We start from the raw sequence: 22,555 nt of genomic DNA, 5'->3' as shown, positions 1-22,555 counted from the left end.
TCATTACGGAGTATTCCAGTTTGTACGTCCCTAAGCGCACGCTTCCGCTTTTGTTGTTAAATATGTTAAACTTAAGGGAGTTGAGAAGGGGGTTTTTGATTGTGGTTAGAGGAAAGAATATTTTGTTGGGAATTTCAGGTGGGATTGCTGTTTACAAGGCTTGTGCGCTGACGAGTAAGCTGACACAAAAAGGTGCAAATGTAAAAGTTTTGATGACGGAAAATGCAACGAAATTTGTTTCGCCGCTCACCTTCCAAGCCTTATCCAGAAACCCTGTATATATCGATACATTTGATGAAAAGGATCCAGCAAAAATAGCTCATATTGATCTGGCTGACTGGGCAGAGATTGCGATAATTGCTCCAGCAACAGCGAATATTATTGGAAAAATGGCGAATGGGCTTGCAGATGACATGCTGTCTACTACACTCCTTGCGACACGGGCGGAAGTGTATATTGCTCCTGCTATGAATGTGCATATGTATGCAAATCCTGCCGTAATTGAAAATATGCGGCAATTGGATGAATGGGGATACCATTTCATCGAACCGGGTGCCGGGTATTTGGCATGTGGTTATGTTGGCAAAGGCAGACTCGAAGAACCAGAAACAATTATTGAAGTAGTCGAGAATCATCAACAAAAGGACGAGCCATTAAAAGGAAAACGCGTTTTAATTTCTGCTGGACCAACGCGTGAAGTTATTGACCCCGTTCGTTTTTTATCCAACCGTTCGTCAGGGAAAATGGGCTTTGCTTTAGCTGAAGCTGCAGCGGCACTTGGTGCGGAAGTGACTGTAGTAGCCGGACCTACAGATAATCAGATGGCAAATCCAATGATTAAGCGAATAGATGTCGTTTCTGCAGAAGAGATGTATCAAGCGATTCTTCGATATTTCCCGGAAAGTGATATCGTGATAAAAGCAGCAGCCGTATCAGATTACCGCCCAAAACAAACATTTAAGGAAAAAATGAAAAAGTCAGGAGAAGATCTCGTTATTGAAATGGAGCGAACGAAAGACATACTCCAGTCTCTAGGTGAAGAGAAACACCATCAGTTTCTTGTTGGTTTTGCAGCAGAAACCGAAAATCTGCTTGAATACGGAAAAGGTAAATTAGAACAGAAAAACCTTGATGCCATTGTCATAAACAATGTTTCTTCTGAAGGAGCGGGTTTTGCAGGAGATACGAACATCGTTACCTATTTAAATCGAGCACTAGAAGAAGAAAGTTTGCCGTTAGCATCCAAAAAAGCAATCGCAGAAAATTTATGGAAGCTTATTATTCGTGATATGAAGGATGAGTTATAGTGAATGTAGCAAAAGTAATCGTCGATGTGCCTTCTGCGGCCATCGACCAAACCTTTGATTATGAAATACCAGACCGCTACACGCAGGTACTGACACCAGGTATGCGTGTTATTGTTCCATTTGGTCCGAGAAAGATTATGGGCTTTGTTGTAGAAATCACCGATACTTCATCCTTTACGAAACTAAAACCAATTGAGGAAGTGTTAGACGTAGTTCCCGTTCTAACAAAGGAATTGCTTGATCTGGGTAAATGGCTGGCTCACCATACATTATCTCTTTCCATCGTTGCGCTGCAAGTAATGCTGCCTCAAGTGCTGAAGTCGAAATATAAGAAAGAAATTAGCCGCCTAAGTGAAGAAACACTATCAGAAGAACTGGAAGATTTATTCCAAGGTCGGGGTGTCATTCCATTTGAAGAGTTTGAAGCTTCTGCGTTAAGCTATCAAATCTTGAAAAAAGCAATAGAGGCTGGAGAAGTTCAAATTGATTATATCGTCCAGTCGAAAATCACAAAGAAGTTTGAAACAATGGTGTTCCCAAAAAAAGGAATTCATTTATTGGAAGAAGATTTACATTATTTACCCAAATCAGCAAAGAAACAACGTGCGATTATTGAATTTTTCATCGAGAACCCGCAGGAGATAAAACAAAAATCATTACTGCAAACGATTGGAACGACGACAAATACGGTAAAAGCATTAGTGGAGAAAGGACTTCTCGATACATACCGAAAAGAAACATACCGGAATCCATATAATGACGATGCAATCGAACGGACAGTGCCGCTTCCGCTAAAAGCGGAACAACAGCAATCGATCGAACCGATTCTAGCGAGTATTGAAAATAATGAACATGAAGTGATTCTCGTCCATGGTGTAACCGGCAGCGGGAAAACGGAAATCTACTTGCAGGCGATTCAAGAAGTGATCAAAAAAGGGAAAGAAGCGATTGTACTCGTCCCTGAGATTTCCCTGACCCCCCAGATGGTAAAGCGATTCAAAGGAAGATTCGGCAGGAATGTAGCTGTCATGCATAGTGCATTGTCAGCAGGTGAAAAGTTTGATGAGTGGCGGAAAATCCAACGTAAAGAAGTGCAGGTCGTTGTCGGAGCCCGTTCCGCTATTTTTTCCCCATTTGAAAACCTCGGGATTATCATTATTGATGAAGAACATGAGACTAGCTATAAGCAAGAAGATCAGCCCCGCTATCATGCAAGAGACGTTGCGATCAAAAGAGGGATGGATCAAAACTTTCCAGTTGTTCTAGGGAGCGCTACTCCAACCCTTGAATCTTATGCTAGAGCTGCAAAAGGAGTATATAAATTAGCAACGCTCACAAAAAGGACGAACGATAAGCCGCTTCCTGAAGTGCTTACCGTCGACATGCGGAGTGAACTCCACGCAGGAAATCGGACGATGTTTTCCCGCTTGCTCATGGAAAAAATAAGAGACTGTATCGCAAAAGGTGAACAAATCGTCTTGCTTTTAAACAGAAGAGGATACTCGACCTTTATTATGTGCCGCGATTGTGGCCATGTAAAAGAATGTCCGCACTGTGATATCGCCTTAACTTATCATAAGAATAGTCATCTACTGAAATGCCATTACTGCTCCTATGAAGAACCGGTGCCAAACAATTGCCCGGAGTGTTCCAGTGACTTAATCCGCTATTTCGGCACTGGAACACAGCGAGTGGAAGAATCACTGACCCAATTAATCCCTGAAGCCCAGGTGATCCGGATGGATGTAGATACGACAAGAAGAAAAGGCGCCCATGAAAAGCTGCTTCGCGAGTTCAGTGAACATAAAGCAGATATACTTTTAGGCACGCAAATGATCGCAAAAGGACTTGATTTTGAAAATGTCACATTGGTTGGCGTACTCACAGCCGACTCTATGCTGCACTTGCCTGATTTTCGTTCATCTGAAAAGACGTTTCAGCTGCTTACCCAGGTGAGCGGACGTGCAGGAAGACATGAGCTGCCTGGAGAAGTAATCGTCCAGACTTACACACCGGACCATTACAGTATTGAACTTGCAAGTGAGTATAACTTTGAAGATTTTTATAAAAAAGAAATGACGATACGAAGAGCATTCCGTTACCCGCCTTACTATTATTTGGTGCTAATCACCATTACCCACGAGAACCATGTACAAGTTGTACAGGCTACACAGCAGTTTGTCCAAGAGTTGGTGATGAAAGTAGGCCCGGAAACAATCATCCTTGGTCCTACACCTTCGCCAATCCCGCGTATTAAGGATAGATATCGTTACCAATGCATGGTAAAATACAAGCACGAACCAGAGTTACGCACCTTTATTCAAGAAATTACGAACAAGTTTAAGGAACAGATTCAAAAACATGACTTACAAATTATTGTAGATATGCAACCTTATCAGATGATGTAATTTAATCCAATCATCGTCAAGAATAGAAAGTAGGTATAACCGATGAAAAAAATCGTATTTATGGGTACACCGGATTTTTCGGTACCAATTCTCCAAGCGCTAGCCAGGGAGGCGTACGAGATTGTTTTAGTCGTAACTCAGCCAGATAGACCTAAGGGGAGAAAACGGGTTATTACCCCATCTCCAGTTAAACAAGCTGCAGAAGAGTTAGGACTGCCGGTGTTCCAGCCTGAACGGTTGAGAAATGATTACCAAAAAATTATTGATGTAAACCCGGATATAATAGTAACAGCCGCTTACGGCCAATTACTGCCGAATGAACTGCTCGAAGCCCCGCCATTTGGCTGTATTAACGTTCATGCTTCTTTACTTCCAGATCTGCGTGGCGGTGCACCGATTCATCATGCTATTGTTCAGGGCAAAAAAGAAACTGGGATTACGATTATGTACATGGTTGAGAAACTTGATGCAGGAGATATACTGACACAAGTTACAGTACCAATTGCTGCAGACGACCATGTCGGCATCCTGCATGATAAATTATCAGAAGCTGGAGCGAGATTATTAATCGAAACTTTACCAGAACTGTTTAACAAACAGCTGACACCAATCACTCAAGAAGAAGGGCAAGCGACATTCGCTGCAAATATTAAACGGGAAGATGAATGGATTGATTGGAATAAGAGTAGTGCAGAAATTTACAATCAAATCCGTGGCTTACATCCATGGCCAGTTGCTTATACGACTTATCTTGGGAAAACGATGAAGATATGGTGGGGAGAAACCGATGACAAAACGTATGATGGTGAGCCAGGAGTAATTGTAGCCAAAAACGATCAAGCTGATTTCGTTGTCGTTTGCGGAGATAAAAAAGGAATTCGCGTTACAGAAATTCAGCCAGCAGGAAAAACGAGAATGCATGTGAAAGATTTCCTTCAAGGGTCAGTTGACCGGATTCAAGTCGGTGTACGTTTAGGAGAATGAGATGAAGACAGCCAAACTAAGAAACTTAATACTGGAATTATTAGTACGGATTGAAAAGGATCATGGTTTCAGTCATTTATTAATTAATCAAGAAATAAAGAAAAAAGAATTGAACCCGAAAGATGAAGCTCTTTTGACACAGATTATCTACGGAACATTAGAAAGGAAAATGACGCTCGATTATTACCTTTTCAAGTATGTTGACCCGAATAAAAAAATAGATGACTGGGTAAGAATGCTATTACGGATGTCTGTTTATCAAATGGTTTATTTGGACAAGATTCCGGACCACGCCGTCATTCATGAAGCAGTTGAAATTGCGAAGAAAAAAGGGCATCGCGGCATTCAAGGTTTTATTAATGGGGTCTTGCGAAATATCCAGCGAAATGGTGTACGTGAAATAAGTGAGATAAAAGATCCAGTAAAAAGACTTTCCATTGAGACGAGTCACCCAGAATGGCTCGTGAACCGCTGGATTCAACAATACGGTTTTCAAACAACAGAAGCGATCTGCCAAGCAAATTTAAAACAGAAGCCAATGTCTGTACGTATTCAACCATTAAAAATATCCCGCGAAGAAGCAATGGAAGAACTGAGACAAGAAGGGTTTACTGTAAAACCATCCCTGTTTTCGAATCAAGGAATTTTAATTCAAAAAGGGAATGTACTCTCGAGTAAATTATTTGAACAAGGGAAGCTGACGATTCAAGATGAAAGTTCCATGTTAGTTGCTGAGGTGTTAAAACCTGAACCTGGAATGGATGTCCTTGATTCATGCAGTGCTCCGGGCGGAAAAGCAACACATATTGCTGAGAAAATGCTTGATGAAGGAGCCGTTTATGCTCATGACCTGCATCAGAAGAAAGTGAAGCTCATTGAAGACAAACAGAAAACGTTGGATCTATCTATCATTCAAGCAACAGCCCACGACGCCCGTAAATTAAAGGAGAAATATGCCGAAGCAAGTTTTGACCGGATTCTTGTCGATGCCCCTTGTTCAGGGCTAGGCGTAATCAACAGCAAACCGGAAATTAAATATGAAAAGTCGGAACGGGATATTGAAAGGCTGCACACAATTCAACTTGATATCCTCAATCATGTTGCTGATTTACTAAAGAATGACGGTTTATTCGTTTATAGTACATGTACGATAGAAAAAACGGAAAATGAACAGGTGATCAAAAGTTTTCTTAAAGAAAATCCTGACTTTACCGTCGATGCTGATTTCTTCAAGGAGCTACCGGAAGAATTACAGTCTTCTATCGGTGTCACCGAGTATGGTCTTCAACTTTTCCCGCAAAGTTTCGGTACTGACGGTTTCTTTCTAACCCGTTTAAGGAAAGGAACTTGAAACAATTTTAAAATTTATCCCGGTGTAATCGTCCGTAAAACTCCCACCTAAACTTTAGGGTCTTCGAGAAAGTTTAGGTGGGAGGTAACGCCCGATTCTGTTCAACTAACACTCCGTGGGGAAAAAAGCCCCTAACTGAGTGAAGTTTCACTTTATCAAAGAAGCTTAGATTAAGGGGGGGTCAACATGGAAGCATACTTTCTAACTGATGTCGGCAAGGTCAGGAATCAGAATGAAGATTCAGGTGGCATTTTTTATAACCAAGCAAAACAAGTGCTCGCAATTGTCGCTGATGGAATGGGAGGACATTCTGGAGGGGAGGTAGCGAGCGAACTTGCAACAAATCTGCTTCAACAGAAATGGGAAAAGGAAAGAGGCTTCGAACAAGCAACCGAGCTCGAAAAATGGATAAACGAAGCAATTCAAGAGGCAAATACTATCATTTTTAAAAAAGCAAAAGAACAGGAAGAGCTGGAAGGCATGGGTACTACTGTTGTTCTTGCTGCCTGCACAGATGAATTCATTACAGTTGCTCATATCGGCGACAGTCGCGGTTATTTATACAATAATGGTGCGCTGAAACAACTTACAGAGGATCATTCTTTAGTAAATGAATTGCTTCGCGCCGGACAAATTTCACCTGATGATGCAGCCTACCATCCAAGAAAAAACGTTTTAGTACGTGCACTTGGAACGGAAGTAATGACAGAATGTGAGATTCAAACAATTGTTTGGGAAGTGGAAGATAAACTGTTACTATGCTCCGATGGATTGACCAATAAATTAACAGATGCAGAACTGGAAAATTACCTGTCTAAACCAGCTGTTCTTAAGGAAACTGGTGAAGAATTAATTGGTCTTGCAAACGAGCGTGGTGGAGAGGACAATATCTCAATCGCACTTATACATCATGAACAGACAGTGAGAGCGGGTGAAATGGAATGAGACAAGGCCACCTATTAAATGAACGCTACAAAATCATTAAAAAGATTGGTAGCGGCGGTATGGCTGAAGTGTACCTCGCGCGTGATACGATTTTAGAGCGTGATGTGGCAATTAAAGCACTCCGTAGTGAATATATTAATGATACGGAATTTATAACCCGCTTTGACAGGGAAGCCCAAGCTGCAACAAGCCTAACTCATCCAAATATTGTAAATATCTTTGATGTTGGGGAAGAAGAAGACATTCTTTACATGGTCATGGAATATGTTGATGGTCTAACATTGAAAGAATACATACAACAGCAAGGTCCAATTGAGGTCAATGAAGCGGTAGATATTGTGAAGCAAATTAGCTCTGCCATTGCTCACGCTCATGATAATGATATCGTCCACCGTGATATTAAACCGCAAAATATTCTCATGAACAGTTTCGGGCAAGCAAAGGTTACTGATTTTGGAATTGCGATTGCGTTAAGTGCCACATCACTGACTCAAACGAATTCCATTCTTGGTTCGGTTCATTACTTGTCACCGGAACAGGCCAGAGGCGGAATGGCAACAAAGAAATCAGATATCTATTCAATCGGTATTCTATTTTACGAGTTATTAACCGGCCGATTACCTTTTTCCGGTCAATCACCCGTATCAATTGCATTGAAGCATTTACAAAGTAAAACACCATCTATTAGGCAATATAATCCACATATTCCGCAAAGTGTGGAAAATATTGTACTGAAAGCAACTGCAAAAGACCCGTTCCACCGTTACCAATCCATCTACGAGCTTGAAGATGCGATTAATCATGCGTTAGATCCGGATCGGCTGAATGAACCGCCTTACGAACCACCTGTAGAGGTCGGTGAAGAAACACGAGCGATACCGATCATAACCGATGATCAGTTTCATGGGTCTGAAAATGAGGAAACAATTATAAGTAAGCCAAATGGCACAACGAAAGCTTACCCTCCAGAAGCAGATGGAGAAGGAAAGAAAAAGAAAGACAAGAAACCGAAAGAAAAGAAGAAAAAAAGCAGAAAGAAGAAGTGGTTGCTCATCTTGAGTATTCTCTTCGTCTTGCTTGCCGCTACTGCCGTTGTGTTATTTTTTGTACCAGGAATTCTGTTACCAAAAGATGTTGAGCTTATTGACGTGGTCGGAGAAGAATATGAGGATGCAAAAGAACAGCTGGAGAATTTAAATCTGATTGTCGAGCAAAAACTTACATTCTCTGATGAAGTTGAAGAAGGTCATGTTGTTTCTATGGATCCGACTGCCGGACGTACGGTGAAAGAAGAATCAACTGTAACATTAACTGTAAGTGAAGGAAAAGAACGATTCCCGATGGAGGATTATGTTGGACAAGACCTTGATCAAGTGATACAGATTTTAGAGGGTGAAGGATTTGATCCAGAGAATATTTTAACCGTAGAAAAACATTCTGATCAACCATCCGGAGAAATAACAGACCAGCTTCAACCGTCACCAGATACAGAGGTTATCCCAAGTGAAACGCGTGTCATATTCGAAGTCAGTATTGGTCCAGAGTTAATCAGTTTAAATAATTTAACTGGTATGACAGAAGAAGAAGCAAAAGATTATTTAGATAGAAATAATCTTGTATTTCAAAAACGTGAAGAGGATTCGGATAATGTGGAGGAAGGCAAAGTAATACGGCAATCTCCTGAATCCGGCACGGAACTTGAGGAAGGAGCATCGGTTGATGTATATATATCCACCGGACCGCGTGAAATACCGCCGACTTCTCATCGGATTACTCTTACTGTTCCTTATACAGGGATAAATGAAGATGAGGAAACAGAGGAAGAGAACCCTGAAGAAGAGACACCTGAAGAACCGGTAGAACAGACCGTACGAATCTATATTGGAGATGTGAATAACAATGTTTCCGATGTTTATGAAGAGTTAACCATTACAGAAGATACTCCAGTAACCTTCACACTGCTCATTGCTTACAATGATGAGGCGGAATATATCATTACGAGAGACGATGAAATCGTAACAAATGATGTAGTATCTTACGAAGAGGGTGACTAAATGGCAAAAGGCAGAATTATTAAAGCGTTAAGTGGCTTCTATTATGTGAAGACAGAAGATGGAGCAATCTATCAGTGCCGCGGCAGAGGGGTATTTCGTAATCAAAAGATCACCCCCCTTGTCGGAGACCTTGTTACATTCGAGTATGAAAATCCGAATGAGGGCTATATCATGGAAATTATGCCTCGTTCGAATGAACTCGTCCGGCCGCCAATTTCCAATATCACACAAGCTATTATTGTTACTTCCGCAAAAGCACCTGATTTCAATCAGACCTTACTGGATCGCTTTTTAGTACTTATCGAGTCGAGAAACATCCAGCCGGTTATTTTTATCACAAAGATGGATTTAGCTTCTGCCGAAGAAAAGGAAAAAATGGAAGTATATCGTAAGTTATATGAGGATATTGGTTATCGTACGGAGTTGTTATCGATGAAGGACGAACAAGGGTTTAACGTTCTGGAAGCTTATTTCAAGGATCACATTACGGTTATAGCTGGTCAGTCTGGTGTTGGAAAATCTTCGATACTTAATATGCTCGATGATTCTCTGGATTTAAAGACAGGCGAGATCTCTGAGAGCCTTGGGAGAGGGAGGCATACGACAAGACATGTTGAATTGCTTGAAATGTACCATGGGCTTGTTGCAGATACACCAGGATTTAGCTCCCTCGAATTTGAGACATTGGAAGCAAATGAACTGTCTCATTGTTTCCCTGAATTCCGCAAACTGTTGGGGGATTGTAAATTCAGGGGCTGCATGCATCTAAAAGAACCGAAATGTGCGGTAAAGGCAGCTGTTTCTTCAGGTGAAATAGCCGCTTTGCGTTACGAAAATTATGTACGATTCCTAGAAGAAATTACATTAAGAAAGCCGAGGTATTAATATGGTAAAAATTGCACCATCTATATTATCTGCTGATTTTGCAACGTTAGGTAATGAAATAAAGGAGGTAGAAACATATGGGGCTGACTATATTCACGTCGATGTGATGGACGGCCATTTCGTTCCTAATATTACAATTGGACCGTTGATTGTCGAAGCTATACGCCCCGTAACAAAACTCCCGCTTGACGTTCATTTGATGATTGAAAATCCGGATCAGTATATTCCTGAATTTGCAAAAGCTGGTGCGGATATTATTACGGTTCATCAGGAAGCTTGTGTTCATTTACACCGGACAATCCAACTGATTCGAGACAATGGAGTAAAGCCCGGGGTAGTGATCAACCCAGCGACACCTGCAGAGCTTCTGTTACCAATCTTGAAAGATATTGATATGGTACTTGTGATGACGGTAAATCCAGGTTTTGGCGGTCAGAAGTTTATTGAGGAAAGCGTGCAGAAGATTCGACAGCTTGATAATTGGCGGAAAGAAATAGGTCTTTCCTTTGAGATTGAAGTGGATGGCGGCGTCAATACGGATACCGCAAAGATTTGTACAGATGCTGGAGCAGATGTCCTCGTTGCTGGCAGTGCTATTTTCAGTCAGCCTGATAGAAAACAAGCAATTGAGGCAATTGTTGACGCAACAAGGAATGAGTAATCCATGAACCATCTTACAATCGGAATTGTAGGAAGTGGGCCGGAAAAAGCTTTACCCAATCTTACTACGTACAAGGATACGGTGGATTTGTGGATTGGAGCAGACCGGGGCGCTCTTCATATTATCGATTCCGGTTTAAAGCTCTTTGAAGCGGTAGGGGACTTTGATTCGGTTGCATCAGAAGAAATGAGACGCATCCAGTGTAAAGTAAATAACTTTAACAAACTTCCAAGTGAAAAAGATGAGACAGACCTAGAGCTAGCGTTGAACAAAGCTTTCGAGCTTCACCCGGAAACAATTCTTTTATTCGGAGTGACAGCTGGCAGAAAAGATCATGAACTAATAAACATTCAACTATTATATCGAATTCTTGAAAAAGGGATAAACGGAAAAATTATTGATAGACAAAATCAATTGGTCTTAACAAAGCCTGGGACACATACGATAAATAGAGATCCTGATTATCCGTACATTTCTTTTGTTCCATTTAGCGAGATTGTAGAAGGCATCACACTTAAAGGCTTTTATTATCCGCTGGAAAACGAAACAATCACCTGGGGATCAACCCTTTGCATCTCCAATGAACTATCTCGCGAAAGTGGGAATTTTTCGTACAGACGAGGCATATTATTATTAATAAAGAGTAGGGATTCTTAAGAGGCGTGAAGCTTGGCTTGTACGAAGGAGGGGGAACCAATTAAATTTTATACGATTAAGCTCCCAAGGTTTATTGGTGGATTTGTGAAAGTGGTCATGGGTGTATTTAAAAAAGATAAATAAAAAACACGGCTTTTGTCCATCACGTGACAGAAGCTGTGTTTTTTGCTTACTTTGATCAAGCATACCCTTCTTCTCCTTGAGGTCTGCGGAGCTGGGTAGAAAGCTTGGTTTACCATTTTAGAATTTGGACAAAATAAAAAAGCACTCTTGGATTAGAGTACTTTTTTGGTTGTACATGTATACCATTCATCATGGAATTCGAGCGACTATACGCGCTCTACTTTACCTGATTTCAAAGCACGTGCAGATACATATACACGTTTAGGTTTACCATCTACCATGATACGTACTTTTTGTACATTTGCTTTCCATTTACGTCTGTTGGAGTTCATAGCATGAGAACGTAGATTTCCGCTGCTCGTTTTACGTCCAGTTACAACACATTTTCTAGCCATGACATTCCCTCCTTACTATATCAAATGTCGAATTTCATACTTATACAATTTACCACAAGTTAACCAATAATGCAACGAAATATTTTTTGCTGCAAAGAAAAATCGCTTGACAGATAGAAAAAAATCCGCCATTGTAAGAAGAGAAAATAACGGCTCGTAAATCGCACATTCACTTTTAAAAAAGGATAGATTGTAGTAGAATAGCCTTATGCTTTATAAAATCAATATTAAGATAGGGCTTTATTTATTATTTTATTTTTACGAAATAGAAATCATGAAGGAGGATCCTCATGTCCATTGAACTTCACACAAACGATGGTCAAGTAACAATCACAAATGATGTCATCGCAACGATTGCGGGAGGTACAGCAGTTGAATGTTACGGGATTGTAGGAATGGCATCCAAAAGTCAAATACGTGATGGGATCGCTGAAATTTTAAGGAAAGAGAATTATTCCCGTGGAATCGTAGTTCGTCAGGAAGACGAAGAATTGCATATCGATTTATATATCATCGTAAGTTATGGCACGAAAATTTCTGAGGTTGCGAGCAATGTGCAGTCTCAAGTGAAATATACACTGGAACAAACTTTAGGCCTATCCATTGACTCAGTAAATATATACATTCAAGGAGTCCGAGTGGCTAACGATTAATGAAAACTACATGGAATTGCTTACTGCCTGTTAAACTCCTCTAAGCTGTTTTCGTACAAAGTATAGAACAGTCTTAACCTAAATGAGCAGTTAACAGGAGTTAGGCATGGTTTATTTAAGGAGGAAGTATGGTGACTATACATAAGTTGGATGGTAGTCTGTTAGCACAGATGATCCTCTCCGGGGCACATCACCTATCAAACAATGCACAAAAAATTGATGCATTAAACGTGTTTCCGGTACCAGACGGGGATACAGGAACAAATATGAATTTATCTATGACCTCAGGTGTAAATGAAGTGAAGCAAACGGATTCAGACAATGTTTCCGTTGTTGCGAATGCATTTGCAAAAGGTTTATTAATGGGCGCACGAGGAAACTCGGGTGTTATCCTGTCGCAAATTTTCCGCGGATTTGGTAGAGGGATGGACAATAAAGAAACATTAGAAGCGGAAGACTTTGCGCAAGCATTTGAAGCTGGAGTGACGACAGCGTACAAAGCAGTGATGAAGCCTGTTGAAGGGACAATTCTTACTGTTGCAAAGGACGCAGCCATTCAGGCAGTGGAAATTGCGAAAACGGAAACAGATATCATTGCTCTAATGGAGAAAATCCTGGTGGAAGCAAAAGCATCATTAAAACGTACACCCGATTTACTTCCCGTTTTAAAGGAAGTCGGCGTTGTCGATTCGGGTGGACAAGGTTTAGTAACAATTTATGAAGGATTCTTAGCCGCACTTAAAGGGGAAGAACTTCCAAAAGAAACGACGATTGATGTAGGAATGGAAGACCTTGTGAATGCGGAACATCATAAAATAACGCAAGATTTCATGGACACATCTGAAATTGTTTATGGATATTGTACAGAGTTTATGGTTAAATTTGAAGACGATAAATTAAAAAACCATCCATATAATGAGGAAGAATTCCGCGAGACGTTAAGTACAATGGGGGATTCCTTACTTGTTGTTTCAGACGATGAAATTGTAAAAGTGCATGTCCACTCCGAACAACCCGGAGACTGTTTAACACTCGGTCAGCGCTACGGTAGCTTAATCAACATGAAGATAGAGAATATGCGTGAGCAACACAGTGCGATTATTGGAAATAGAGTAAAAACGGATAAGCCAAAAGAAAAAGCCGAATACGGTATTGTCACCGTTACAATGGGGGCTGGACTCAAGGCATTATTTGAAAGTCTTGGAGTTACGGTTGTAATTGAAGGTGGACAAACAATGAACCCGAGCACGAAAGACATTGCAGAAGCGATCACGAAAGCTCATGCAAGAAATGTACTTGTTCTGCCAAACAATAAAAATATCCAAATGGCAGCTGAACAGGCAGCGGATATCGCTGACGAAAATGTCGCTGTCGTTTCAACAAGGACAATCCCTCAAGGAATCAGTGCCATGCTCGTCTTTGATCCGGATGCTGAATTATCAGCGAACAAGGAAGCGATGGAGGCGGCTAGTAAAGAAGTGAAAACTGGCCAAATCACGTATGCTGTCCGTGACACGCAAATTGACGGAATAACGATTGAAAAAAATCACTTTATGGGGATTGAAGATGGGAGAATTATCACATCTAATGAAAATAAACAGGAAACTGTAAAATCATTATTAAACGAACTTATTACAGAGGACGATGAAATCTTGACCATCCTTTATGGTGAAGATGTTACAGAAGAGGAAGTCGCTGAGATCGAAACTTATGTTGAAGAATATTTCGCAGACGTAGAAATTGAGGTTCATAACGGCGAACAGCGAATCTATTCCTATATCTTCGCTGTCGAGTAAACAAAATCACCAACCGCCTCATACCAAATCAACTTGGTATGAGGCGGTTTTTTAACGAGAGTTATGCACCTGTTAATCTTTTTTGCTATAATTGTAGAGGAAATGAGTAGTCGATAAAAGGCGGTGTTAAAATGAAATATAATTCCGTATTCGATATTATTGGACCGGTCATGATTGGGCCATCAAGCTCACACACGGCAGGAGCAGCGCGGATTGGACTTGCTGCACGGAATTTATTTGGAAAACAGCCGAGATGGGCGAAAATCTATCTCTATGAATCTTTCGCAAAGACGTACAAAGGCCATGGAACAGATTTTGCACTTGCAGGAGGATTACTCGGATTTGCAACAGATGACCTACGGATGAGCAAAGCGCTGGATATTGCCAAAGAAAATGGTTTGGAAATTGAATTCATTGAAGACAACTCACGGGTAGATCACCCGAATACTGCGAGGATTCTCATCGGTGATGGTAATGACAAGTTAGAACTGACCGGAATTTCAATCGGCGGTGGAAAAGTAGAAATTACTGAATTGAACGGTTTTCAGTTAAGGCTTTCCGGAAATCATCCGGCGATTTTGATTATGCATAACGACCGCTTTGGAACGATTGCATCCGTTACCGAAATATTAGCGAAACATGAAATCAATATCGGTCATATGGAAGTGAATAGAAAAGATGTTGGCAAAGAAGCGTTGATGGTTATCGAAGTCGATCAAAATGTCAGTGACGATATATTGGAAGAATTACAATCCAGAGAACATATTATCCAGATTTCGAAAATAGAAAGTTAGAATCGAAAGGAGCATGCATATGTTTCGGACAATTGCTGAATTGGTGGAAATGGCAGAGACGAAGGAAATGCCAATTTCGGAAGTGATGATTCTTCAGGAAATGGATGTGAAAGAACGGAGCCGCGAAGATATATTTACCGAGATGGAAAAGAATTTGCAAGTAATGGAAAATGCTATTGAGCGAGCATTACAAGGTGTGCAGTCTGTAACCGGACTGACGGGCGGAGATGCGGTACTTGTGCAGAAGTATATGCAGGAGAAAAGACCATTATCCGGACCAATTTTACTTGATGCAGTTAGTAAAGCGATGGGGACGAATGAAGTAAATGCTGCAATGGGAATTATTTGTGCTACGCCAACAGCTGGAAGTGCTGGTTGTGTACCGGGTACGCTTTTCGCAGTAAAGAATCAGCTGAATCCGACGCGTGAGCAAATGATTCGTTTCTTATTCACTGCAGGAGCATTCGGTTTTGTCGTAGCGAACAATGCGTTTATATCAGGCGCTGCCGGTGGATGTCAAGCAGAAGTCGGTTCAGCAGGTGCAATGGCCGCAGCGGCAACTGTCGAAATGGCAGGGGGTACAGCGCAGCAATCTGCTGATGCCTTTGCAATTACATTAAAAAACATGCTCGGCTTAGTTTGTGACCCAGTTGCTGGATTAGTAGAAGTACCATGCGTGAAACGTAATGCACTAGGTTCGTCCCAGGCGATTGTCTCAGCAGATCTTGCTTTAGCAGGAGTAACGAGCCGGATTCCGGCGGATGAAGTGATTGGCGCGATGTATAGAATTGGCAGGCAAATGCCGCCAAGCTTACGTGAGACTGGTGAAGGAGGACTTGCGGACACGCCGACGGGAAGACTTTTAAAAGAAAAAATATTTGGTGTTTCGGTTTAGAAAGAGTGATAGACGTGCTTAACGAATCAGTAAAAAATGTAAAAGGAATCGGAGAAAAATTCGCGGAAGATTTAAATCTGATGAATGTTTATACGGTTGAAGATTTATTGCATTATTTACCGTATAAATATGATGTATTAGAAATTTTACCACTAAGCGAGCTAATCCATGAAGATAAAGTAACCATTGTGGGAAGGATTTTATATGAGCCTTCCCTGAATTTTTATGGAAGAAAAAAGTCACGTTTAGTATTGACGGTAGATGTAGAGAATGTTGCCATTAAGGCAGTCATGTTTAATCGAGCGTTCGCGAAAAAACAATTAAATGCAGGAGATATTGTCACCCTTACTGGTAAATGGGATGCGCACCGATTACAGATTACCGTTAGTAATTACCGGAAAGGTGCCCAGGAAGATTCCACAGAAATCCAGCCGATGTATTCGGTGAAAGGGGATGTAACGAATTACCGGTTGAAAAAGGTAATTTCTCAAGCGCTGAAAGATTATGGTGATCAAATAACAGAAATCCTTCCTGTATCCTACCTAACAGATTATAAGTTGCCAGCCCGGAAAGATGCAGTAGAAATGCTCCATTTCCCGCAAAATCGTGTTCAATTGAAGCATTCACGCAGAAGGTATATTTATGAGGAATTTTTGCTTTTCCAGTTGAAGATGCAGCTTTTAAGAAAGCAACACCGGGAAGCGACGGAAGGAAATGCACAGGAATATGATGTGGAGAAAGTGGACAGCTTTATCGAACGATTTCCTTTCAAATTAACAAATGCGCAAAATGCATCACTTGAAGAAATTCTTTTAGACATGCGTTCTTCATACCGGATGAATCGCTTATTGCAAGGAGATGTAGGTTCGGGAAAAACAGCAGTCGCAGCGATCTGTCTTTATGCTTCTTTGACAGCTGGAAAGCAAGGAGCATTAATGGTACCAACGGAAATACTTGCAGAACAGCACTATCAATCATTGCAGGAATTGTTCGGGGAGCTTGCGAATGTCCGTCTCCTTACAGGGTCGGTTAAAGCGAAGGAGCGTAGAGAGATAGTGGCGGGACTTGAAGCGGGGGAAATAGATCTAATCATCGGTACCCATGCGCTCATTCAAGATGATGTCCTGTTCCATGATCTCGGTCTCGTTATTGTTGATGAACAGCATCGCTTTGGAGTGGAACAACGCCGGACATTAAGGGATAAAGGTCTTCATCCAGATGTGTTATTCATGACAGCAACACCAATTCCCCGTACGCTAGCAATCACTGCCTTTGGTGATATGGATGTGTCCCAAATCAATGAGATGCCAGCTGGAAGAAAGGAAGTGGAAACGCTTTGGGTGAAGGAGAATATGTTTGAGCGGATCTTGAATTTTATAATCAAACATGTGCAAAGCGGTGAACAAGCATATCTGATCAGCCCACTTATTGAAGAATCCGATAAATTGGATATCCAAAATGCCGTCGACCTTTACCATCAGTTGATTGAGTTTTTCCCACCGGAAATAAAGGTTGGCTTAATGCATGGTCGTCTTCCAGCCGATGAAAAAGATGCAGTTATGAAAGATTACGCCGAAAACAAGATACAAGTGCTTGTCTCAACAACCGTCGTTGAAGTTGGCGTAAACGTACCGAATGCGACGATTATGGTTATTTATGATGCAGAACGCTTCGGGCTCGCACAACTTCACCAATTGCGAGGAAGGGTCGGTAGAGGCGACAAGCAAAGTTATTGTATCTTGATTGCTGAACCGAAGAATGAAGTAGGGAAAGAAAGAATGAGCATTATGACCGAGACAAATAATGGATTTGAATTAGCAGAAAGAGATTTGCAACTGCGGGGGCCAGGAGATTTCTTCGGGAGAAAACAAAGTGGAATCCCGGAATTTAAGGTGGCAGACATGGTACATGATTATCGTGCCCTTGAAACAGCAAGAAATGATGCAACCTTTATCGTCAACCAGCAATTGCTAACGAATGATAGTGAATACGCAAAACTGCGCGAGTTACTCGAAACCGATCCAGATCTCCATACGAAATTGGATTGATTTTTTCATGATAATGGCTTGCATAATTATATATCGTATTATATATTACTATTAGTACCAAGTCATAAAGTATGGTAAACAGTGGACGGTGCAGAATGAAAAAAACTAAAGCTGAAAGACAGCAACTTTTAAAAGAGAAAATCGAGGAAATTCCCTTTATAACAGATGAACAATTGGCTAACGAATTTAACGTGAGCATTCAAACAATCCGTCTGGACCGGATGGAACTCGGCATTCCCGAAATGCGTGAACGGATTAAATCGGTTGCGAAAGATCAATGGAATGAAACGGTCCGTGCTTTGCAAATTGAAGAAGTGATTGGCGAAATTATTGATCTGGAACTGGATGAACGGGCAATCTCCATATTGGATATCTCAAAGGATCTTGTTTTTTCACGAAACAAGATTGCTAGAGGACATCATTTATTTGCTCAAGCCAATTCACTCGCAGTAGCTGTCATTAATGAGCAATTAGCACTTACTGCCAAATCGGAAATTACGTTTACCCGTCAAGTAAAAGAAGGTGAGCGGGTGATTGCGAAGGCAACGGTGGAAGGCAAAAATGATAAAGGATTGACTGTTGTTCACGTTACAAGTTATGTAGAACAGGAAGTTGTATTTACAGGTAACTTCCAAATGTTCCAATCCAATGAAGAAACAGGTGGCAAATAATATGAAATTAGCAATAGATGCAATGGGCGGTGACCATGCACCAAAAGAAATCGTTGAGGGTGCAGTGGACGCGATTCGTGAGTTTGATGATTTATCGATTACATTAATTGGTGATGAAGCGAATATAAAACCCTATTTAACAAACTCAAAAAATATTTCAATCATACATACAGAAGAAGTTATTACGAGTGAGGATGAACCAGTACGGGCTGTACGCCGTAAAAAAGATGCCTCTCTCGTACTGATGGCTAAAGAAGTTAAAGAAGGAAGAGCGGATGCTTGTATTTCTGCTGGAAATACTGGTGCCTTAATGAGTGCCGGTCTCTTTATCGTTGGACGGATCCCAGGGATTTCTCGTCCAGCATTAAGCCCGACACTGCCGACCATCAATGGACAAGGCTTTCTATTTCTTGATGTCGGCGCGAATGTAGAAGCTAAAGCAAGTCATCTGCTTCAATATGGTATTATGGGGTCGATCTACTCGGAAAAGGTGAGAGGAATTAAGGATCCGACTGTAGCTCTCTTAAATGTAGGGACTGAAGACGCCAAAGGCAATGAACTAACGAAGAAAGCCTTCGAATTAATGGAGCAAGCGCCGATTAATTTTATCGGAAATGTCGAAGCTCGTGACTTATTCGACCATGCGGCTGATGTTGTTGTAACGGATGGTTTTAGCGGGAATGTTGCGTTAAAAACAATTGAGGGGACAGCACAAACTGTTTTCGCCTTACTAAAAGAAACGTTCACATCCTCTTTGAAAACGAAACTTGCTGCGGGACTTGTAAAAAATGACTTAGGAGCTCTCAAAAATCGTTTAGATTACTCCGAATATGGTGGCGCCGGACTTTTTGGTTTAGCAGCACCAGTCATTAAGGCACATGGTTCATCGAAAAGCCGAGCAATTGTCAATGCAATCCGGCAAGCAAAGCATATGGTTGATAATGATGTAACAGATATGATAGGTGAAACGATAAAATCAATGGATATAGAGGAGTGAGTGACGTGAAACGAGTAGCATTTATGTTTCCTGGGCAAGGTTCCCAAGCTGTTGGAATGGGAAAAGACTTTTATGATACCTATCAGGAAGTGAAAGATTTTTTTCATCAAGCGAATGAGTTATTAAATAAAGATATAATAGAAATTATGTTTAATGGACCACAAGATACACTCACAGAAACGGAAAATGCCCAACCGGCACTTTTGCTTACAAGTGTTGCAATCGAGCAAGTTTTGCTTAAAGAAGGGGTTCAGCCGATTATGTCGGTCGGACATAGCCTCGGTGAATACAGCGCATTGGTAGCTTCCGGCTCTATTTCCTTTGAAGATGCTGTTCCACTCGTTGCGACACGCGGCCGTTTGATGGAGCAAGCATTTCCGAAAGGGCAAGGGACCATGGCCGCTGTTCTTGGCTTGGATGAAGCAGAGATCACGGAAGTTTTACAGGGTATCAAAGAGGAAGTAGTTGATCTTGCCAATTTGAATTGTCCTGGACAAATTGTTATTTCTGGTTCTGTGAAAGGCGTGGAACTAGCTGCAGAGCTGTTAAAACAAAAAGGAGCAAAACGAGTACTCCCGCTTAATGTGAGCGGGCCGTTCCATTCAAGATTAATGAAAACGGCGAACGAAGAATTTGCGAGTTACTTAGACGGAATAGAGATTAACAATGCAAGCATTCCAGTCTATGCTAATGTGTCGGCTGCCCCGGTTACAGCAAAAGATGAAATTAAAGATTTGCTCATCAAGCAGCTCTATTCTCCTGTCCGTTTTGAAGCATCCATCCGGGCGATGATGGAGGAAGAAATCGACGCATTTGTTGAAATCGGAAATGGAAAAGTACTCTCTGGACTGCTGCGGAAAATCGATCGAAAAACGAAAACTTTTGCGGTACAAGATGCGAAATCTCTACAAGACTTTTTGGAATGGTATAAGGAGGATGCATAAATGTTAAAGGGGAAAAGTGTATTAGTAACCGGTGCTTCCAGGGGAATCGGCAGAACAATCGCAATTGAATTTGCCAAACAGGGTGCGAATGTTGCGGTTAACTATGCTGGAAGTGAAGCAAAAGCAAAAGAAGTTGCTGAGGAACTTAAAAGTTATGGTGTCCAAGCCTTTCCCATCCAAGCAAACGTTTCACATGAAGACAGTGTAAAAGCAATGGTGAAAGAAGTAATCGGTGCGTTCGGCAGCTTGGATATTCTTGTGAATAATGCAGGTGTTACGAGAGATAATTTATTGATGCGTATGAAGGAAGAAGAATTTGACGATGTTATTAACACGAATTTAAAAGGCGTTTTCCTTTGTACGAAAGCAGTAACCCGGCAAATGATGAAACAGCGCGCCGGTCGGATTGTCAATGTAGCTTCTATTGTCGGAGTAAGCGGGAACCCGGGACAAGCTAATTACGTAGCAGCAAAAGCAGGAGTAATCGGACTTACGAAAACAACTGCAAAAGAACTTGCTTCCAGAAATATTTTAGTGAATGCAGTAGCACCAGGCTTTATTTCAACCGATATGACCGAGGCACTAAATGAGGAACAAAAGGAAGCCATGCTATCCGTGATCCCATTAGACCGTTTTGGTGAACCTGAAGATGTCGCGAAAGTCGTGCGCTTTTTAGCTTCCGATGATGCGAGCTATATTACCGGACAAACGATACATATCGATGGCGGAATGGTAATGTAATATACAAAGGCGTAAGTGCCCGTTTAGCAACGTACAAACTGGAGCACTCCGAGGGGGGATAAAGGAAACTCAGGCGACGCAGTGAGTTGATGTTGACTTATCGATTGGAGGAGGGTGAAGTTTGGGACTGCGCAATGCTCGTCCCACCAAAAGACCTGCTAGTTGCTGGGCGCTGGAGCCGGACGTGACTACGACTTTGAAGGGAGGTGAACGGTGTGGCAGATGTGTTTGATCGTGTAAAAGAAATCATTGTTGATCGTCTAGATGTAGAAGAGGAAAAAGTAACGTTAGAAGCGTCATTCAAAGATGACCTTGACGCAGATTCCCTCGATGTAGTGGAGCTTGTAATGGAACTTGAAGACGAATTCGACATGGAAATTGCTGATGAAGAAGCTGAGAAAATTAATACAGTGGGTGACGCTGTAAATTATATCAACAGTGTTTCCTAATAATAAAAAAGAAGAGGCTGGGATTTTATTTTTCTAGAATCGTTATCCCAGCCTCTTTACCTATTCACAACGAGGTGAACTGTATGGATGTAAGTGAATTAGAACGCCAGCTACAGATTGATTTTAAGGAAAAGTCTTTGTTGAATCAAGCTTTTACCCATTCATCGTATGTGAATGAGCATGGTCAGGAAGAGTTTTCGGATAATGAAAGACTTGAATTTTTAGGAGATGCTGTTCTTGAATTAGGTGTTTCTCAATATCTCTATTCTACTTACCAACAAATGCCAGAAGGCGAATTGTCGAAGCTGCGTGCAGCTATCGTGCGCGAGCCGTCTTTAGAAGAATTTGCGAGGGATTTACAGTTTGGTAAGTATTTATTGCTTGGCAGAGGAGAAGCGCAAACAGGCGGAAGAGATCGTCCTGCCATATTAGCAGATGTATTTGAAGCATTCTTAGGTGCGCTTTATCTTGATCAAGGCTACGAAAAGGTTATTGAATTTCTAGGTGAACATGTTTTTCCGAAAATAAAAACTGGCGCTTTTTCCCATGGGATGGATTATAAGAGCGAGCTTCAGGAATTGATACAACAGAACAAAGATGAAAAGGTGACATATGAGGTTGCCGAGGAAAAAGGTCCTGCGCATGACAGGCAATATCTTGTTCATGTATTCATCAACGGAGCTATCATTGGAGAAGGGCTTGGAAAATCGAAGAAAGAAGCCGAACAACGAGCCGCAAAAGTCGCCTTGAATAAATTGAATGAATGAAAAAAATAAATCAGTGGAAGAGTCCACTGA

At 41.4% G+C, this 22,555-nt stretch carries 22 protein-coding genes; 21 read left to right on the top strand and 1 reads right to left on the bottom strand.

The genetic code is table 11. The features are described 5' to 3' along the window. The first annotated feature begins 101 nt into the window (after positions 1–101). The 10 genes from coaBC (at position 102) to spoVM (ending at position 11,375) form a co-directional block, all read left to right on the top strand. Entirely contained in the window at positions 102–1,307 is a 1,206-nt protein-coding gene (gene coaBC / locus LZD48_RS04885; RefSeq protein ID WP_235761615.1) for a bifunctional phosphopantothenoylcysteine decarboxylase/phosphopantothenate--cysteine ligase CoaBC, read from the top strand. Then, complete coding sequence (gene priA / locus LZD48_RS04880; RefSeq protein ID WP_235761614.1) at positions 1,307–3,715, top strand: primosomal protein N'; 2,409 nt, start codon at positions 1,307–1,309, stop codon at positions 3,713–3,715. Before coaBC ends, priA begins: the two co-directional genes overlap by 1 nt. 42 nt (positions 3,716–3,757) lie before the next feature. Then, entirely contained in the window at positions 3,758–4,699 is a 942-nt protein-coding gene (fmt, locus tag LZD48_RS04875; RefSeq protein ID WP_235761613.1) for a methionyl-tRNA formyltransferase, read from the top strand. Position 4,700: 1 nt separating this feature from the next. Next, positions 4,701–6,050: a 16S rRNA (cytosine(967)-C(5))-methyltransferase RsmB gene (rsmB, locus tag LZD48_RS04870; RefSeq protein ID WP_235761612.1), complete on the top strand. Its 1,350-nt coding sequence runs from the start codon at positions 4,701–4,703 to the stop codon at positions 6,048–6,050. A gap of 186 nt (positions 6,051–6,236) precedes the next feature. Further along, positions 6,237–6,995, top strand: coding sequence for a Stp1/IreP family PP2C-type Ser/Thr phosphatase (locus LZD48_RS04865; protein ID WP_235761611.1), 759 nt, complete (start codon positions 6,237–6,239; stop codon positions 6,993–6,995). Further along, positions 6,992–9,049 (top strand): Stk1 family PASTA domain-containing Ser/Thr kinase, encoded by a 2,058-nt coding sequence (gene pknB, locus LZD48_RS04860; protein ID WP_235761610.1) that lies wholly within the window; start codon positions 6,992–6,994, stop codon positions 9,047–9,049. The genes LZD48_RS04865 and pknB overlap by 4 nt, the downstream gene beginning before the upstream one ends. Further along, positions 9,050–9,934, top strand: a complete 885-nt coding sequence (gene rsgA / locus LZD48_RS04855; RefSeq protein ID WP_235761609.1) for a ribosome small subunit-dependent GTPase A — start codon at positions 9,050–9,052, stop codon at positions 9,932–9,934. 1 nt (position 9,935) lies between these two features. Continuing rightward, entirely contained in the window at positions 9,936–10,595 is a 660-nt protein-coding gene (gene rpe, locus LZD48_RS04850; protein ID WP_235761608.1) for a ribulose-phosphate 3-epimerase, read from the top strand. Positions 10,596–10,598: 3 nt separating this feature from the next. Beyond that, positions 10,599–11,252, top strand: a complete 654-nt coding sequence (locus tag LZD48_RS04845; protein ID WP_235761607.1) for a thiamine diphosphokinase — start codon at positions 10,599–10,601, stop codon at positions 11,250–11,252. Between the two features lie 39 nt (positions 11,253–11,291). Further along, a complete protein-coding gene (spoVM, locus tag LZD48_RS04840; protein ID WP_156855553.1) occupies positions 11,292–11,375 on the top strand; it encodes a stage V sporulation protein SpoVM in 84 nt (27 codons plus the stop codon). A 206-nt stretch (positions 11,376–11,581) separates the two neighbouring features. Here spoVM and rpmB read toward each other — a convergent pair whose 3' ends face one another. Then, on the bottom strand, positions 11,582–11,770 hold the full coding sequence (gene rpmB / locus LZD48_RS04835; RefSeq protein ID WP_156855498.1) for a 50S ribosomal protein L28: 189 nt from the start codon (positions 11,768–11,770) through the stop codon (positions 11,582–11,584). Positions 11,771–12,060: 290 nt separating this feature from the next. Here rpmB and LZD48_RS04830 point away from each other — a divergent pair, with 290 nt between their 5' ends. The 11 genes from LZD48_RS04830 to rnc all read left to right on the top strand — a co-directional run bounded on the left by LZD48_RS04830 (position 12,061) and on the right by rnc (position 22,525). Then, a complete protein-coding gene (locus LZD48_RS04830) occupies positions 12,061–12,423 on the top strand; it encodes an Asp23/Gls24 family envelope stress response protein (protein ID WP_235761605.1) in 363 nt (120 codons plus the stop codon). 131 nt (positions 12,424–12,554) lie between these two features. Beyond that, positions 12,555–14,219: a DAK2 domain-containing protein gene (locus LZD48_RS04825; RefSeq protein WP_235761604.1), complete on the top strand. Its 1,665-nt coding sequence runs from the start codon at positions 12,555–12,557 to the stop codon at positions 14,217–14,219. A 131-nt stretch (positions 14,220–14,350) separates the two neighbouring features. Continuing rightward, complete coding sequence (gene sdaAB / locus LZD48_RS04820) at positions 14,351–15,013, top strand: L-serine ammonia-lyase, iron-sulfur-dependent subunit beta (RefSeq protein ID WP_235761603.1); 663 nt, start codon at positions 14,351–14,353, stop codon at positions 15,011–15,013. A gap of 19 nt (positions 15,014–15,032) precedes the next feature. Beyond that, positions 15,033–15,908 carry an L-serine ammonia-lyase, iron-sulfur-dependent, subunit alpha gene (gene sdaAA, locus LZD48_RS04815; protein ID WP_235761602.1) on the top strand — a complete coding sequence of 292 codons (876 nt, stop codon included), beginning with the start codon at positions 15,033–15,035 and terminating at the stop codon, positions 15,906–15,908. 14 nt (positions 15,909–15,922) lie between these two features. After that, positions 15,923–17,956, top strand: a complete 2,034-nt coding sequence (gene recG, locus LZD48_RS04810) for an ATP-dependent DNA helicase RecG (protein ID WP_235761601.1) — start codon at positions 15,923–15,925, stop codon at positions 17,954–17,956. 95 nt (positions 17,957–18,051) lie between these two features. Beyond that, positions 18,052–18,627: a transcription factor FapR gene (fapR, locus tag LZD48_RS04805; protein ID WP_235761600.1), complete on the top strand. Its 576-nt coding sequence runs from the start codon at positions 18,052–18,054 to the stop codon at positions 18,625–18,627. A gap of 1 nt (position 18,628) precedes the next feature. Continuing rightward, the gene (plsX, locus tag LZD48_RS04800; protein ID WP_235761599.1) at positions 18,629–19,624 is read left to right on the top strand and encodes a phosphate acyltransferase PlsX; all 996 of its coding nucleotides are present in this window, start codon (positions 18,629–18,631) and stop codon (positions 19,622–19,624) included. Between the two features lie 5 nt (positions 19,625–19,629). Next, complete coding sequence (gene fabD / locus LZD48_RS04795; protein ID WP_235761598.1) at positions 19,630–20,568, top strand: ACP S-malonyltransferase; 939 nt, start codon at positions 19,630–19,632, stop codon at positions 20,566–20,568. Next, complete coding sequence (gene fabG / locus LZD48_RS04790) at positions 20,569–21,309, top strand: 3-oxoacyl-[acyl-carrier-protein] reductase (protein ID WP_235761597.1); 741 nt, start codon at positions 20,569–20,571, stop codon at positions 21,307–21,309. A 215-nt stretch (positions 21,310–21,524) separates the two neighbouring features. Beyond that, positions 21,525–21,758, top strand: a complete 234-nt coding sequence (gene acpP, locus LZD48_RS04785; protein ID WP_235761596.1) for an acyl carrier protein — start codon at positions 21,525–21,527, stop codon at positions 21,756–21,758. A gap of 83 nt (positions 21,759–21,841) precedes the next feature. Then, a complete protein-coding gene (gene rnc / locus LZD48_RS04780; RefSeq protein WP_235761595.1) occupies positions 21,842–22,525 on the top strand; it encodes a ribonuclease III in 684 nt (227 codons plus the stop codon). Positions 22,526–22,555: the final 30 nt, after the last annotated feature.

Origin of the sequence: Oceanobacillus alkalisoli, assembly GCF_021556485.1 — a bacterium.
Lineage (GTDB): Bacteria > Bacillota > Bacilli > Bacillales > Amphibacillaceae > Oceanobacillus > Oceanobacillus alkalisoli.
Note: the sequence above shows the minus strand (reverse complement) of the source record. Positions and strands in the feature narration are given on the sequence as shown.

Coding starts and splice junctions, on each gene's coding strand:
- fmt (WP_235761613.1), top strand. CDS start 3,758: ATGAAAAAAATCGTATTTATGGGTACACCGGATTTTTCGGTACCAATT.
- rsmB (WP_235761612.1), top strand. CDS start 4,701: ATGAAGACAGCCAAACTAAGAAACTTAATACTGGAATTATTAGTACGG.
- LZD48_RS04865 (WP_235761611.1), top strand. CDS start 6,237: ATGGAAGCATACTTTCTAACTGATGTCGGCAAGGTCAGGAATCAGAAT.
- pknB (WP_235761610.1), top strand. CDS start 6,992: ATGAGACAAGGCCACCTATTAAATGAACGCTACAAAATCATTAAAAAG.
- rsgA (WP_235761609.1), top strand. CDS start 9,050: ATGGCAAAAGGCAGAATTATTAAAGCGTTAAGTGGCTTCTATTATGTG.
- rpe (WP_235761608.1), top strand. CDS start 9,936: ATGGTAAAAATTGCACCATCTATATTATCTGCTGATTTTGCAACGTTA.
- LZD48_RS04845 (WP_235761607.1), top strand. CDS start 10,599: ATGAACCATCTTACAATCGGAATTGTAGGAAGTGGGCCGGAAAAAGCT.
- rpmB (WP_156855498.1), bottom strand. CDS start 11,770: ATGGCTAGAAAATGTGTTGTAACTGGACGTAAAACGAGCAGCGGAAAT.
- LZD48_RS04830 (WP_235761605.1), top strand. CDS start 12,061: ATGTCCATTGAACTTCACACAAACGATGGTCAAGTAACAATCACAAAT.
- sdaAB (WP_235761603.1), top strand. CDS start 14,351: ATGAAATATAATTCCGTATTCGATATTATTGGACCGGTCATGATTGGG.
- sdaAA (WP_235761602.1), top strand. CDS start 15,033: ATGTTTCGGACAATTGCTGAATTGGTGGAAATGGCAGAGACGAAGGAA.
- fapR (WP_235761600.1), top strand. CDS start 18,052: ATGAAAAAAACTAAAGCTGAAAGACAGCAACTTTTAAAAGAGAAAATC.
- plsX (WP_235761599.1), top strand. CDS start 18,629: ATGAAATTAGCAATAGATGCAATGGGCGGTGACCATGCACCAAAAGAA.
- fabG (WP_235761597.1), top strand. CDS start 20,569: ATGTTAAAGGGGAAAAGTGTATTAGTAACCGGTGCTTCCAGGGGAATC.
- rnc (WP_235761595.1), top strand. CDS start 21,842: ATGGATGTAAGTGAATTAGAACGCCAGCTACAGATTGATTTTAAGGAA.